Origin of the sequence: Rhodococcus baikonurensis, assembly GCF_040489275.1 — a bacterium.
GTDB classification, from domain to species: Bacteria; Actinomycetota; Actinomycetes; order Mycobacteriales; family Mycobacteriaceae; genus Rhodococcus_F; species Rhodococcus_F baikonurensis.
On record NZ_JBEUOQ010000008.1, the window covers coordinates 41,051 to 55,515 of the forward strand.

The 14,465-nt window shown below is 63.5% G+C and carries 13 protein-coding genes; 6 read left to right on the plus strand and 7 right to left on the minus strand.

From position 1 onward, the window contains the following. Position 1: 1 nt before the first annotated feature. The 5 genes from ABWI03_RS19300 to ABWI03_RS19320 all read right to left on the minus strand — a co-directional run bounded on the left by ABWI03_RS19300 (position 2) and on the right by ABWI03_RS19320 (position 5,723). Complete coding sequence (locus ABWI03_RS19300; RefSeq protein ID WP_095970174.1) at positions 2-1,267, minus strand: cysteine desulfurase; 1,266 nt, start codon at positions 1,265-1,267, stop codon at positions 2-4. A 5-nt stretch (positions 1,268-1,272) separates the two neighbouring features. Beyond that, on the minus strand, positions 1,273-2,079 hold the full coding sequence (gene sufC / locus ABWI03_RS19305; RefSeq protein ID WP_095970175.1) for a Fe-S cluster assembly ATPase SufC: 807 nt from the start codon (positions 2,077-2,079) through the stop codon (positions 1,273-1,275). 61 nt (positions 2,080-2,140) lie between these two features. After that, positions 2,141-3,361, minus strand: a complete 1,221-nt coding sequence (sufD, locus tag ABWI03_RS19310) for a Fe-S cluster assembly protein SufD (RefSeq protein ID WP_124568616.1) — start codon at positions 3,359-3,361, stop codon at positions 2,141-2,143. Further along, complete coding sequence (sufB, locus tag ABWI03_RS19315; protein WP_353798876.1) at positions 3,361-4,821, minus strand: Fe-S cluster assembly protein SufB; 1,461 nt, start codon at positions 4,819-4,821, stop codon at positions 3,361-3,363. The genes sufD and sufB overlap by 1 nt, the downstream gene beginning before the upstream one ends. 155 nt (positions 4,822-4,976) lie before the next feature. Beyond that, entirely contained in the window at positions 4,977-5,723 is a 747-nt protein-coding gene (locus ABWI03_RS19320; protein ID WP_298773783.1) for a helix-turn-helix transcriptional regulator, read from the minus strand. Positions 5,724-5,853: 130 nt separating this feature from the next. On the opposite strand from ABWI03_RS19320, the gene mptB reads away from it, so the two are divergent. The 5 genes from mptB (at position 5,854) to ABWI03_RS19345 (ending at position 11,915) form a co-directional block, all read left to right on the plus strand. After that, positions 5,854-7,608 (plus strand): polyprenol phosphomannose-dependent alpha 1,6 mannosyltransferase MptB, encoded by a 1,755-nt coding sequence (gene mptB / locus ABWI03_RS19325; RefSeq protein ID WP_200313971.1) that lies wholly within the window; start codon positions 5,854-5,856, stop codon positions 7,606-7,608. Then, positions 7,605-8,546 carry an ABC transporter ATP-binding protein gene (locus ABWI03_RS19330; RefSeq protein ID WP_007727917.1) on the plus strand — a complete coding sequence of 314 codons (942 nt, stop codon included), beginning with the start codon at positions 7,605-7,607 and terminating at the stop codon, positions 8,544-8,546. Before mptB ends, ABWI03_RS19330 begins: the two co-directional genes overlap by 4 nt. A gap of 14 nt (positions 8,547-8,560) precedes the next feature. Then, positions 8,561-9,397, plus strand: a complete 837-nt coding sequence (locus ABWI03_RS19335; protein WP_378375607.1) for an ABC transporter permease — start codon at positions 8,561-8,563, stop codon at positions 9,395-9,397. A gap of 47 nt (positions 9,398-9,444) precedes the next feature. Beyond that, entirely contained in the window at positions 9,445-10,839 is a 1,395-nt protein-coding gene (locus ABWI03_RS19340) for a hypothetical protein (protein ID WP_298773928.1), read from the plus strand. A 101-nt stretch (positions 10,840-10,940) separates the two neighbouring features. After that, positions 10,941-11,915, plus strand: a complete 975-nt coding sequence (locus ABWI03_RS19345; RefSeq protein WP_185564770.1) for a COX15/CtaA family protein — start codon at positions 10,941-10,943, stop codon at positions 11,913-11,915. Between the two features lie 65 nt (positions 11,916-11,980). On the opposite strand, the gene ABWI03_RS19350 is transcribed toward ABWI03_RS19345, so the two are convergent. Beyond that, entirely contained in the window at positions 11,981-12,343 is a 363-nt protein-coding gene (locus ABWI03_RS19350; RefSeq protein ID WP_095970181.1) for a hypothetical protein, read from the minus strand. 83 nt (positions 12,344-12,426) lie between these two features. Here ABWI03_RS19350 and ABWI03_RS19355 point away from each other — a divergent pair, with 83 nt between their 5' ends. Then, the gene (locus tag ABWI03_RS19355; RefSeq protein ID WP_298773787.1) at positions 12,427-13,392 is read left to right on the plus strand and encodes a quinone oxidoreductase family protein; all 966 of its coding nucleotides are present in this window, start codon (positions 12,427-12,429) and stop codon (positions 13,390-13,392) included. Between the two features lie 56 nt (positions 13,393-13,448). On the opposite strand, the gene ABWI03_RS19360 is transcribed toward ABWI03_RS19355, so the two are convergent. Next, entirely contained in the window at positions 13,449-14,432 is a 984-nt protein-coding gene (locus ABWI03_RS19360) for a heme o synthase (RefSeq protein WP_003944994.1), read from the minus strand. Positions 14,433-14,465: the final 33 nt, after the last annotated feature.

Genomic DNA, 14,465 nt, shown 5'->3' on the forward strand with positions numbered 1-14,465 from the left:
TTCAGTTCAACTCCCCTGCGACACCGAAAAATTCCTGCGCACGCTTGATCGCTGCGACGAGAACATCGATTTCCGAGGTGGTGTTGTAGAGCGCAAACGACGCACGGGCCGTCGCAGCGACACCGAACTTACGGTGCAGCGGCCACGCACAATGGTGTCCGACGCGGATCGCGACGCCCTCGTCGTCGAGGATCTGCCCGAGGTCGTGGGCGTGAATACCGTCCACGACAAAGGAAATCGCGCCGCCGCGGTTCTCGGACGTCTGTGGTCCGATGATGCGCAGACCTTCGATCGCAGACAGCTTCTCGAGAGCATCCTCGACCAACACGTGCTCGTGCGCGGCGACTGCGTCCATCCCGAAGGTGTTCAGGTAATCCACGGCAGCGCCCAGTCCGACCACCTGTGAGGTCATCGGTACGCCGGCCTCGAAACGCTGAGGTGGCGGCGCGTAGGTGCTGACCTCCATGGTGACCGTCTCGATCATCGAGCCACCGGTGATGAACGGAGGCATCGCTGCCAGCAGTTCACGACGGCCGTAGAGAACTCCGACCCCCGAAGGGCCGAGCATCTTGTGACCGGAGAACGCCGCGTAGTCCACTCCCAGTTCATGGAAGTCGACGGCCATGTGAGGCACCGACTGGCACGCGTCGAGCACGACCAGAGCACCGACGGCGCGTGCTCGTCGCACCAATTCCTCGACGGGTGCGATAGCGCCGGTCACGTTGGACTGGTGGGTGAACGAAACAACCTTCACCGCGTCCGTCAACTCCAGCGAATCGAGATCGATCCGGCCGTCGTCGGTCACGCCGTACCACTTGAGCGTCGCACCGGTTCGGCGCGCAAGTTCCTGCCAGGGAACGAGGTTGGCGTGGTGTTCGAGTTCGGTGATGACGATTTCGTCGCCAGGACCGACATGGCGGTCGAAGCGATCGTCACCGAGAACGTAGGTGACGAGATTCAGTGCCTCGGTGGCGTTCTTGGTGAACACCAACTCGTCCGAATCCGCGCCCACGAAGGAAGCGATGGTGGCGCGAGCATTCTCGTACGCGTCCGTCGCCTCTTCTGCGAGCTGATGAGCACCCCGGTGTACTGCCGCGTTACACGTGGTCAGGAAGTCCCGTTCGGCATCGAGAACCTGGACCGGACGCTGCGAGGTAGCGCCGGAATCCAAGTACACCAAAGGTTTTCCGTCGCGCACGGTTCGCGCCAGGATCGGGAAGTCGGCCCGAACCGCTGTGACGTCGAGCTCGCGCACCGAGGTGGTCATCGTGATTACGCTCCCTGGGTAGCTGCGGTGTCCGCGGTGAAACGAACGTAGCCGTTGGTCTCGAGCTCGTCGGCCAGTTCCGGTCCGCCGGACTCGACGATGCGGCCACCGACGAACACGTGAACGAAGTCGGGGTTGATGTAGCGCAGAATGCGCGTGTAGTGCGTGATCAGCAGAACGCCGCCGTTCTCGCGCTCCTTGTAGCGGTTGACACCTTCGGAGACGGTGCGCAGAGCGTCGACGTCGAGGCCGGAGTCGGTCTCGTCGAGGATCGCGATCTTCGGCTTGAGCATGCCCAACTGCAGGATCTCGTGGCGCTTCTTCTCACCACCGGAGAAACCTTCGTTGACCGAACGCTCGATGAACGAGGGGTCGATCTCGAGCTCGCTGAGGGCTTCCTTGACTTCCTTGACCCAGTGGCGCAGCTTGGGAGCCTCGCCTCGCACGGCCGTAGCGGCGGTGCGCAGGAAGTTGGACATGGATACGCCGGGAACCTCGACGGGGTACTGCATAGCCAGGAAGAGCCCGGCACGTGCACGCTCGTCGACGCTCATCGCGAGAACGTCTTCACCGTTGAGTGTGATGGAGCCGGACGTGACCTGGTACTTGGGGTGACCGGCGATGGCGTACGACAGAGTCGACTTGCCCGAGCCGTTGGGGCCCATGATCGCGTGGGTCTCGCCGGAGCGGACCGTCAGGTCGACGCCCTTGAGGATCTGGATGGGCTCGGCGTTCGCATCGGAGTTGGCGACCTCGACGTGCAGGTCACGAACCTCGAGGACCGAGGTGGTGTTGTTGTCACTGGTAGACATGAAATTCCTTCAAGATGAGGCGGGCGAGCGTAGCGACGGGGTGGTGTCGCCGGCGGGGCGGTCAGGAGCCGACGGCTGCGAGTTCGGCTTCGACTGCGGCTTCGAGGCGATCGCGCACCTCGGGAACAGCGATCTTGTTGATGATTTCGTGGAAGAACCCACGTACGACCAGACGGCGAGCCTGATCCTCCGGGATACCACGAGCACGCAGATAGAACAGCTGCTCGTCGTCGAAACGTCCCGTTGCACTTGCGTGGCCGGCTCCCACGATCTCACCGGTCTCGATTTCGAGGTTCGGAACCGAGTCGGCGCGGGCGCCGTCGGTCAGCACCAGGTTGCGGTTGAGCTCGAACGTATCGGTGCCCTCCGCTGCGGCGCGGATGAGAACGTCGCCGATCCACACGGTGTGCGCGTCGGGCTTGCCGGATCCGGGATCGCCCTGAAGCGCACCCTTGTAGACCACGTTGGACTTGCAGTTGGGCTGCGAATGATCCACCAGCAGACGCTGTTCCAGGTGCTGGCCGGCGTCGGCGAAGTACAGGCCGAGCAGTTCGGCGTCGCCGCCCGGTCCGTCGTACTTGACGGTGGCGGACAGGCGAACCAGGTCGCCGCCCAGGCTGATCGAGGTGTACCGAAGCACTGCGTCGCGGTTCAGGCGAGCATGGTGTGACGTGACGTGAACTGCATCGTCCGCCCAGTCCTGAATCGCCACCACGGTCAACTGCGAGCTGTCACCGAGAACGAATTCGATGTTCTCCGCGAAGGTTCCGCTGCCGCGCTGGTCGATCACGAACGTCGCCTTGGCGAACTGCGCCAGACGAATCTGGGTGTGTCCGAAGGCGACATTGTCGACTCCGGGGCCGGTCATGGTGACCACGACGGGCTTCTCGACCTCGACCTCGGCGCCAACCGAGATGACCGTCGCAGTCTCGAAGCTCGAGTACGCCTGCGCTGCAATGCGATCCGCAGGAACACCAGCCTTGCCCAGACGCTCGTCGTCACGGCCGACGGTCTCGACGGTGATGTCGCTTCCCCCGTCCACCTCGACGGTGACCTGAGCGTTGGCAACGGCACTGCCGTCGTGCAATCCGCGCAGACGACGCAGCGGGGTGAACCGCCAGATCTCGTCACGTCCGCCCGGGACCTCGAATGCATTGACGTCGAACGAGGAGAACTGCTCACCCTTGTTCGTGATGGGCGAGCCGGTGGCTGCACCCTTTACTGGAGCGGTCGGGTTCTCCCCGGCAACAGCTCCGATGACTCCGGTCTCTGGCGTGGTCACTAACCCACAGCCCCTTCCATCTGAAGTTCGATAAGGCGGTTGAGCTCGAGCGCGTACTCCATCGGGAGTTCCTTCGCGATGGGCTCGACGAACCCACGCACGATGGTGGCCATCGCCTCGTCCTCGGTCAGTCCGCGGCTCATCAGGTAGAAGAGCTGATCGTCGCTGACCTTGGACACCGTGGCCTCGTGACCCATGGTGACGTCGTCCTCGCGGATGTCGACGTACGGGTAGGTGTCGCTGCGGCTGATCTGGTCGACGAGCAGAGCGTCACACTTGACGGTCGACTTGGAGCCGTGGGCACCCTTGTTGACCTGAACCAGACCGCGGTACGACGCACGTCCACCGCCACGGGCGACAGACTTGCTGATGATGGTCGAGGACGTGTGCGGCGCGAGGTGGAGCATCTTGGCGCCGGTGTCCTGGTGCTGGCCCTCACCGGAGAACGCGACGGAGAGAACCTCACCGCGGGCGTACTCGCCCATCAGCCACACGGCCGGGTACTTCATGGTGACCTTGGAGCCGATGTTGCCGTCGACCCACTCCATGGATCCGCCGTCTTCGACCTTGGTGCGCTTGGTCACCAGGTTGTAGACGTTGTTGGACCAGTTCTGGATGGTCGTGTAACGGCAGTGGCCGCCCTTCTTCACGATGATCTCGACTACGGCCGAGTGCAGTGAATCGGACTTGTAGATCGGCGCGGTGCAACCCTCGACGTAGTGCACGGAGGCATCTTCGTCGACGATGATCAGGGTGCGCTCGAACTGACCCATGTTCTCGGTGTTGATGCGGAAGTACGCCTGCAGCGGGATGTCCACGTGGACTCCCGGCGGAACGTAGATGAACGAGCCGCCCGACCACACGGCGGTGTTCAGCGCGGAGAACTTGTTGTCGCCGGCCGGGATGACCGATCCGAAGTACTCCTTGAACAGCTCCGGGTGCTGCTTGAGGCCGGTGTCCGTGTCGAGGAAGATGACGCCCTGCTCCTCGAGATCCTCACGGATCGAGTGGTAGACGACCTCGGACTCGTACTGAGCTGCGACGCCGGCAACGAGGCGCTGCTTCTCCGCCTCGGGGATGCCGAGCTTGTCGTACGTGTTCTTGATGTCCTCGGGCAGGTCTTCCCACGACTCGGCCTGCTTCTCGCTGGACCGGACGAAGTACTTGATGTTGTCGAAGTGAATGCCTTCGAGGTCGCTGCCCCAGTTCGGCATCGGCTTCTTGTCGAAGGTGCGCAGCGCCTTGAGACGGATGTCGAGCATCCACTCGGGCTCGCTCTTCTTGGCGGAGATGTCCCGCACGACAGCCTCGGACAACCCGCGCTGCGCGCTGGCTCCGGCTTCGTCGGAATCGGACCAGCCGTAGCCGTAATGACCGAGGGACGCGATGGTCTCTTCCTGCGTGAGCGGCTCGGTGCCTGCTGCCGCAGTGGTAGTCGCCTGGTCTGATGTGACGGTCATGCGAGCTCCTTCCGGAGTCTTGTTTCTTGACGGCTGCTCGGTTTCAGCGAGGGCTGGTCGCTGCGGTCGAGCAGTTCTGACTTTGAAGAACTAGCTGAAAAATCTCTATTCGAACGCTGCACGGTGGCAACGCTCGGTAGAACACTGTGGTCCGGTCATCTACTCCCGGTGGACACGAGGGGCACGTGCGTCGTGCAGGCGCAGTCACCGTTGGCGATGGTTGCCAGACGCTGGACATGCGTTCCGAGCAACTGCCGGAATGCTTGCTGCTCTGCCTCGCACAGTTCCGGAAACTCTTCTGCCACATGGGAAACCGGGCAGTGATGTTGGCAGATCTGCACACCGTTGCCGACCGGCCGGGTCGACGCTGCGAACCCCACCGCGTTGAAAGCTTCGGCGATTGCGTCCGCTGTCGCTTCGACGTTGTCGACATTCGTCGGATCAGCCGGTTCGACGTCTCCGACGATCGCCTGAACCCGACGCTTGGCGAATTCCTCGATTGCCGCATCTCCGCCGATTTCACGGAGTTGCCGCATGGCGGCTCCCGCCAGATCGTCGTAGGTGTGGCCCAGGCGCCCGCGGCCGGTCGCGGTGATCTGGAACTGCTTGGCGGGACGGCCTCGTCCGCGCTGGCGCAACGACGACGCCGAAGCCGTTCGGGCTTCGCCGGACTCGATCAACGCATCCAAGTGACGTCGGACACCTGCTGCACTCAAACCGAGGCGTGTGCCGATTTCGGAGGCGGTAATGGGGCCTTCTTCGAGTAGCAGCTTGACCACTGCGGCCCGGGTCTGGCCTTCGACGCCCACCGTCACCGGATTTGCGACAGCACTCTGCGAGGTCGCTACAGTGGGCTGACCTGCAACTTCCTTGCTTCGAGGGTCTGACGCATTTCTTTTCACAACACAAGTGTGACGGAATTCTTTTCGCAGGTCTACTAAGGGCAACCTGCATTACATTCGGGAATATCCGGACAACGTACGTTGTTTGTGCTTGTCTGTCCGGCTGGATGGAGCCGCTACGCTGCCTGGTGTGCCGCAGACCCCCGAGAAGACGACGACCGCGCGATCGGCGCGCGCGATCCTGCTGGAAAAACCCAAGGCACTCGCGCTTTCCACGATCGGCGTTCGGCCTTTCGGTTCCGCTCCCCGGCAGAGTATGGCCGCGGTGTTGCACGGCGACGAAGACGAGCGCCCGGGCCTGAATGCGAAGGAAACTGCACAACTGCGCGGGATCCGCAGATTCGGAGCAACCGGCGCGGTATTGATGGCAGTCGGCGCACTCGGCGCGGGCGCACAACCCGTCCTTCAGAATCCGACCGCAGGACTTCGAGTCCTCAGCCTGCCCGGACGTATGCCGACCGTCTCACTCACCATGACGATGACCGGAACCGTGCTCGTCGTTCTCGCCTGGCTGATGATGGGCCGATTTGCTGTCGGGGACATACGCAGCCGTTCCGGCGCGCCGCGGCGTATGACCCGTTCTCAGTTGGACCGCACACTTCTGCTGTGGATCCTGCCGCTCTCGGTCGCGCCGCCGATGTTCAGCCGCGACGTCTACTCGTATCTGGCACAAAGCGAAATCGCGGCCCGTGGACTCGATCCGTATGCCATCGGCCCCAAGGCGGCGCTGGGCGTCGACCACGTTCTGACCCGCACGGTTCCGACGATCTGGCGCGACACCCCAGCTCCGTACGGACCGTTCTTCCTGTGGCTGGGACGCGGGATCAGCTCGCTGACCGGCGACAACATCGTTGCCGGAATCTTCTTGCACCGCCTGCTCGCATTGGCCGGCGTCGCGCTCATCGTGTGGGCGATACCGCGCCTGGCCAAGCGATGCGGTGTCTCTGCCGTCAGTTCACTCTGGCTCGGTGCCGCGAACCCGCTGTTGCTCTTCCACTTGGTGGCCGGCATCCACAACGAAGCTCTCATGCTCGGGTTGATGCTCGCCGGAATCGAGATCGCCCTCCGGGCAGTCGAAGGGTCCGAGCCCATCCGTGGGCAAGCACTGTTCTATCTCGTGGCGGGATCCGGGTTGATCGCGTTGTCCTCGACGGTCAAGATTCCGTCTTTGCTTGCACTGGGATTTGTCGGCATGGCCTTGGCCCGGCGTTGGGGTGGAACCTGGAAAGCCCTGGCGGGAGCCGCGATTCTTCTGGGCATCGTTGCCGCCGTCGTCACGTTCGTCATCAGCGTGGCCAGTGGGCTCGGTATGGGTTGGATCAACACCCTCGACACCGCCACCGCAGTCCGGAGTTGGATGTCCATCCCGACGCTGCTGGGCGTCGGCACGGGATTGGCCGGCGTACTGCTCGGGCTCGGTGACCACACCACCGCGATCCTCACGATCACGCGGCCCATCGCGACTCTCGTCGCCATGCTCGTCACCGCGCGGATGATGATCTCGGTATACATGGGTCGCATTCATCCGGTCGGTGGACTCGGCATCGCTCTCGGCGCGATCGTTCTCCTGTTCCCCGTCGTTCAGCCGTGGTACCTGCTGTGGGCGATTCTCCCGTTGGCCGCGTGGGCCACCGCGCCGATCTTCCGTATCCCAGCTGTGGTCTTCACTTCGATCGTCAGCGTCATGTTGATGTCCAACGGCGCCGAATATCTTCCGTTCATGATCGTGCAGGCCGTCATCGCGACCATCCTCACCGCCGGAACGCTCATCGTCTTCACCCGCAATTCACTCCCCTGGCGTAGCGACAAGCCAGTAGCGGAGATCACGAAAGGCGGACCGGTAGACGAAGACAACTCGGCGGGGGCTTACGCTGATTCCCCGTGACCTCGAGAGCCTCCAGATCGTCGACGCCGGCGGTACAGATCCAGGGTGTCGTCAAGTCCTTCGACGGTGTTCGAGCCGTCGACGGTATCGATCTCACTGTCGAGACGGCCCAGGTCGTTGCCCTGCTCGGCCCCAACGGAGCCGGTAAGACAACCACCGTCGAGATGTGCGAAGGGTTCGTCACCCCAGACGCCGGCACCGTTCGGGTGCTCGGTCTCGACCCCATCGCCGACTCCGGTGAAGTCCGATCGCGAATCGGCGTCATGTTGCAAGGCGGCGGCGCGTACCCCGGGTCCAAGGCCGGAGAAATGCTCGACCTCGTCGCCGCATACTCGGCCGACCCGCTCGATCCCGCCTGGCTGCTTTCCAAACTCGGCCTCACCGATGCGCGCAAGACCCCGTACCGTCGTCTCTCCGGAGGCCAGCAGCAACGACTGTCCCTGGCATGCGCGCTGGTCGGCCGTCCCGAATTGGTATTTCTCGACGAACCCACCGCCGGACTCGACGCTCAGGCGCGTCTACTCGTGTGGGAACTCATCGACGCTCTGCGACGCGACGGCGTGAGCGTCCTGCTCACCACGCACCTCATGGACGAGGCCGAAGCACTCGCCGACGAACTGGTCATCATCGACCACGGCAAGATCGTCGCGTCGGGAACGCCGGCCGAGGTCACCAGCAAGGGCGCCGAAGGACAACTCCGTCTGACGACGGTTCCCGGTTTGAGCCTCGATTCGCTGGCCGGTTCACTCGCCGGGTTCCGCATCGAGGAATCCAACCCCGGCACCTACGTCGTCGAAGGTGCAATCGATCCGGCAACCGTGGCAACAGTTGCGACGTGGTGTGCCGATCAGGACGTGCTGATCAACGACATTCGCGTCGATCAACGGAGTCTGGAAGACGTCTTCCTCGAATTGACGGGCCGGGAACTGAGGGGATGACGGAGATCAAGGTCATGAACGAAACAGCGTCGAACGGCCAGAGCAGTCCCATCAGCGTTGCCAGAGACCGGCGGCTCGCCGAGAACCGCTTCGAGCCAGGCACCTTCTCGCCGGATCCCCGCCCCAGTTCGGCGGCCAAGATGCTGGCGGCGCAGACCAAACTGGAGCTGACACTTCTGCTCCGCAACGGTGAGCAATTGCTACTCACCATGTTCATCCCGATCACCCTCCTCATCGGACTGTGTCTACTTCCGATCGGCGATTTGGGCGATTCTCGGGTCGATACCGTGCTCCCTGGTGTCATGATGGTTGCCGTGATGTCGACGGCGTTCACCGGACAGGCCATCGCCGTCGGATTCGATCGCCGATACGGCGCGCTCAAACGACTCGGTGCCACTCCCCTCCCACGGTGGGGAATCATCGCCGGTAAGAGCGCTGCCGTCATCATCGTTGTTGCCCTGCAGTCACTGCTGCTCGGTGCCATCGGCTTGGCGTTGGGGTGGCGTCCGTCGGTCGTCGAACTTCTACTCGGCGCCGTGGTCATTGCCATCGGTACCGTCACCTTTGCAGCGCTCGGACTGCTGCTCGGCGGCACGTTGCGCGCAGAGATCGTTCTCGCGCTCGCCAACGTCTTGTGGTTCATCATGGTGGGCATCGGCAGTGTGGTCTTCGCCAGTGGCGAACTGCCGACCGCTGTTCACACGCTGGTGCGAATAGTTCCCTCCGGCGCTCTCGCGCATGCACTCGAAGCGGCCCTCGACACCTCGATGGACTGGTTCTCGATTCTCGTACTTCTCATCTGGGCCGCGGTGGCCGGTGTCTGCGCAGCAAGGTGGTTCAAGTTCACGTGAGTACACGACGGACAGCTCAGATCGTCGGCTGTGTCGCCGCAACAGTGATGTTGTGTGCCGGACCCGCAACGGCGACCCCTTCGGTGTCCGGTCCACTCGCACCTGCAAATCCGTACCTCGGTCCCGTCGGCACCTCCACCATGCACGGTGACGCCGGCTCGTCCGACGTCACTCCGCTGCCTGGTCCCGGAACCGGCCCCCACGAGGTCACTGCCTTCCCGATGATGGCCGCCTGCCCGACGGTCCTCCAGGGTTCCGACGGCATGGTCGTTTCGCTCTGCACGACGATGATCGGCCAGATCCCGACCATCCATTTGATCGATCCGAAGGCCGACGCCACGCCGTTGGGCCGGTCGGTCGCGCAACTGCCGCTCGCGAAGGGCAGCCTCCTCGGCGGCGTCTACGCCTACCTCGACAACGAGAACCGTCTCGTCGCCGTCGACGGAAACCGTCAACTGGTTCGCATTTCCCATGCTCAGAATCCGGACGGCAGTTGGCGGCTGGAACTTGCGGATGTAGTCGATCTCAGTGGCGCGGTTGCCTCCGACGACAACGTCACCGGCCTCGCTCCGGACTGGGAAGGCAATGTCTGGTTCGCCACCGGGCACGGCACCGTCGGGTATGTCGGCACGGATCGGATCGCGCACAGCCTTGCGCTTCCCGAGGGTGAACAGGTGCAGAACAGCATCTCCACCTCACCGACGGGTACTGCGATCGCGACAACCCACGCGCTCTACCAACTGAAGCGAAGCGGCGACGAGGTCGTCATCGACTGGCGTCAGCCGTACGACCGCGGGCCGGCCCGCAATCCGGGTCAGCTCAGCTGGGGAACCGGATCGACGCCGACGTACTTCGGACCTTCGACGGGCAGCGATTTCTTGACCATCGTCGACAACGCTCATCCGACGGTGAGCTTGCACGTCTATCGCGCTGACACGGGCGCCGAAGTGTGCACGCAGCCGGTGTTGTCCGCGGCCAGCCAGGACGGCTCGCCGAGCGGCAGCGAGAACTCCCCCGTCGGCATCGGTCATTCGGTCTACGTCGCCGGGACTTACGGATACCCGTACCCCACGACTCCTGAAGGTGCCGGTCCAGCAGTCCCCGCCACGGCACCCTTCAACGGCGGAATGACCCGCGTCGACATCGATCCGGTCGGCTGCCATGTCGTGTGGGACAACACCATTCGTAGCTCTGCGGTACCGCACCTGTCGACGGCTGACGGCTCGATCTACACCGTGACACGGGACGGCGCTGCGAACACCTCTCCGCTGGACGGTTACTCGTTCGTGGTGATCGACTCGAAGGACGGGTCACAGATCGGTTCGACTCCCCTGCCGTCGACCATCCTCAACGACACCCTGCAGATGTCGGCACTCATCACCGAGTCCGGCGAGTACTTCCAGGGAACGATCTCAGGAATCGTGCGCGTTCGCGCGAACTGACGCGAGCTGGTCCCGACGACGCGGGGCAGCTCGCTTCGCGCCTGCTTCAACGCCTGCCCCCAACGACACTGTGTAGTTGATGGGGAACTACGATCGTTGGCGTGGTGAATCGTGTGTATGCCGGATTTTTACGCTTGGTGGATCGACTACCTCTCCCCTCGCTGAAAACGCAGAAAATCATCGCGTTCATCGTGATCCTGACGCAGGGCGGCATCGCTGTCACCGGCGCGGTGGTGCGCGTGACGGACTCGGGACTCGGTTGCCCGACGTGGCCGCAGTGCTTCCCCGGTAGCTTCGTCCCGGTCGGCCACGGACAGGTCGCGGTGATTCATCAAGCCGTCGAATTCGGCAACCGCCTGCTCACGTTCCTGGTTGTGATTGTCGCGGCCGCAATCGTGCTCGCGGTGACTCGCGCTCGCCGCCGCAAAGAGGTGCTTGTCTACGCCTGGATGATGCCGCTCGGCACCGTCGTTCAGGCAGTCATCGGCGGTATCACCGTCCTCACAGGCCTGCTGTGGTGGACGGTGGCAATCCACCTGGTGGCGTCGATGCTGATGGTCTGGGTCGCCACGGTGATGTACGCGAAGATCGCCGAACCCGACGAGGCAACAACTCTGATCGTGATGCCGAAGCCGCTGCGTTGGCTGACCGCGCTGTCCGGAGTTGCGCTCGCCGGCGTGCTGGTCGCTGGCACCCTCGTAACGGGTGCAGGCCCGCACGCGGGTGACAAGGGACTGGACCGAACGGTGCCCCGCCTGGAAATCGAGATCGTGACGCTCGTTCATCTGCACTCGCAGTTGCTGGTCGGATACCTCGCACTGGTCGTGGGTCTGACCTTCGGCCTGTATGCGGTCGGGACATCCGCGGCGGTGAAGATCCGCTTGAAGGTCCTCTTGGGGCTTATCCTCGCGCAGTCACTCATCGGTGTCGTTCAGTACTTCACCGATGTGCCGGAGGTCCTGGTGATCATGCACGTCGCCGGTGCCGGTCTGTGCACCGCTGCGACCGCTGCAGTGTGGGCTGCGGGTAAGACCCGCCAGTTCACGCCGACCAGCTCGCCCGTACCAGCTGCCTGATACTTTTCAATACACGTGTGGGGCGTAGGAACACCGAAAGGTGTTCCTACGCCCCACACGTCGTTTCAGGATTCGTTGCGTGCTTTCGGGAACCGAGTCTGGTTGGCGACCCAACCGGCCATCTTCTTGAAGTGGCCGTCTTGCGGGGTGACGATGCTCGTCAGCTCACGCTCCCACTCGGCAACGGTGACGGTGTCGAAGGAAGCGACGACCGCGTTGGCTGTGGCGAGGTCCTCGACGACCTGATCACCGAGGATGCCGTCGGCACCTACGAGGGTGATACGGACGCCGGCGAGGCCGACCGGCTGGATGACCGCGCTGGCGGTGCCGCCGTGCTCGGCGACGAACTTGGTGATGGCGTTCACCGTGGACTTCGGCAGTTCCGGCGCGGACGGGGTGGCGTCCGACTTCTCGGTATCGGTGCTCATGACTCGACAATACTGGTCGGTAGCCCGAAAGCGACACCAGGCATGGACTGAGCGTCGGCGGCCGCGGGTGTAGAACAGAAACCATGCGAGCCATCTACGTGACCGAGACCGGCGGACCAGAGGTTCTGACTCTGACCGAACAACCCGAACCGACACCCGGCCCAGGCGATCTACTCGTCAAGACCGAAGCGATCGGCATCAATTTCATCGACACGTACTTCCGAATGGGCCAGTACAAGCGTCCGCTCCCCTACATTCCCGGCGACGAGGGCAGCGGTGTCGTCGAAGCTGTCGGATCCGACGTCTCCGAATTCACTGTGGGCGACCGTGTCGCGTGGGCTGCGGCCACCGGCAGCTATGCCGAGAAGGTGGCTGTTCCCGCCGCAGTCGCCGTGAAAGTGCCCGACGGTGTCCCCGCCTCGGCCGCGGCATCGGCGCTCCTGCAGGGGATGACAGCGCACTACCTCGCGAAGTCGACGTATCCGATCCAGAGCGGCGACACCGTGCTCGTGCACGCAGGCGCGGGTGGCGTCGGGTTGATCCTGACGCAGATGGCCGTCAGCCTCGGTGCGAAGGTCATCACCACTGTGTCATCGGATACGAAGGAAGAACTCTCGCGTGGCGCCGGCGCCGCGGAGGTCTTGCGGTACGAAGAGGACATCGCAGCGCGAGTTCGGGAATTGACCGGCGACGAAGGAGTAGCGGCAGCGTACGACGGTGTCGGCGCGACGACCTTCGATTCGAGCTTGGCTTCCGTGCGTATCCGCGGCACGGTCGCGTTGTTCGGTGCGGCCAGTGGACCGGTTCCGCCTGTCGATCCGCAGCGGCTCAATTCGTCGGGATCGCTGTTCCTGACGCGTCCGACGCTCGCGCACCACATTCGCACTCGCGAGGAACTGACCTGGCGTGCCGGCGATGTCTTCGACGCCATTGCGGCCGGGAAACTCGATATTCGCGTCGGCGCCGAGTATCCCCTCGCCGATGCGGCGACGGCCCATCGGGATCTGGAAGGTCGAGCAACGACGGGATCAATCGTTCTGATCCCCTAGCGAAGTGCTGTGCGCCTTTATTAACCGCCCGCGGTTGATAAAGGCGCACAGCAGAATCAGCTGAGCATGTCGCTGATCGTCTGGAGTCCGAGAACCGAGTCGACGGCGAGGCCGACGAAAACGATCGCAAGATAGTTGTTGGACTGCAGGAACAGGCGCAGCGGCTTGACCTGAGCACCGCCACGAACGCTGCGGTACAGCTGATGCGCCATGAGCAGGAACCACGCACCGGCGACGATGGTGATGGCAGCGTAGATGACGCCCGAGGCGGGCACGAGGACAAGCGTCGTGACGACCATTGCCCAGCTGTAGAACAGGATCTGCTTGGTGACGTGCTCTTCGGTGGCGATCACCGGAAGCATGGGAACACCGGCAGCTTTGTAATCCTCTTTGTAGCGCATGGCGAGCGCCCAGGTGTGCGGCGGCGTCCAGAAGAAGATGATCAGGAACAGCACGACGGGCTGCCAGCTCAGCGACCCGGTGACAGCGGCCCAGCCGACGAGCACGGGCATACATCCGGCAGCGCCACCCCAGATGACGTTCTGCCAGGTACGACGCTTGAGCACCATCGTGTAGATGAGGACGTAGAACGCGATCGTGATCACGACGAGGATGCCGGCGAGGAGGTTGGCTCGCCACCACAGCCACAGGAACGATGCGAGCCCGAGCAGAAGCCCGAAGACGAGCGCGTTACGTGTCGGCACCGCCTCGCGGGCCAGCGGACGCTTCGCCGTGCGCTTCATGACCTTGTCGATGTCGGCGTCGACGACGCAGTTGAGCGAGTTCGCACTCGCCGCGCCCATCCAGCCACCGAAGAGGGTGCTGAGGATCAGAACGATGTCAACTGTTCCGCGATCGGCCAGCAGCATTGCCGGAATGGTTGCCACCAACAGCAATTCGATCACTCGCGGCTTCGTGAGCGCGATATAAGCCAGAACCTTGCCCGTTGCGCGACCCCACACCGTATCGGTATTGGTCGCCCGCGGGGCGGCACCTGGGCTGCCGAAGCCATGTCCGCTCGGCTGTTGCCCTGTCCGCACGTTCTCTCCTTGCACCACGCGTTACCGCACTAA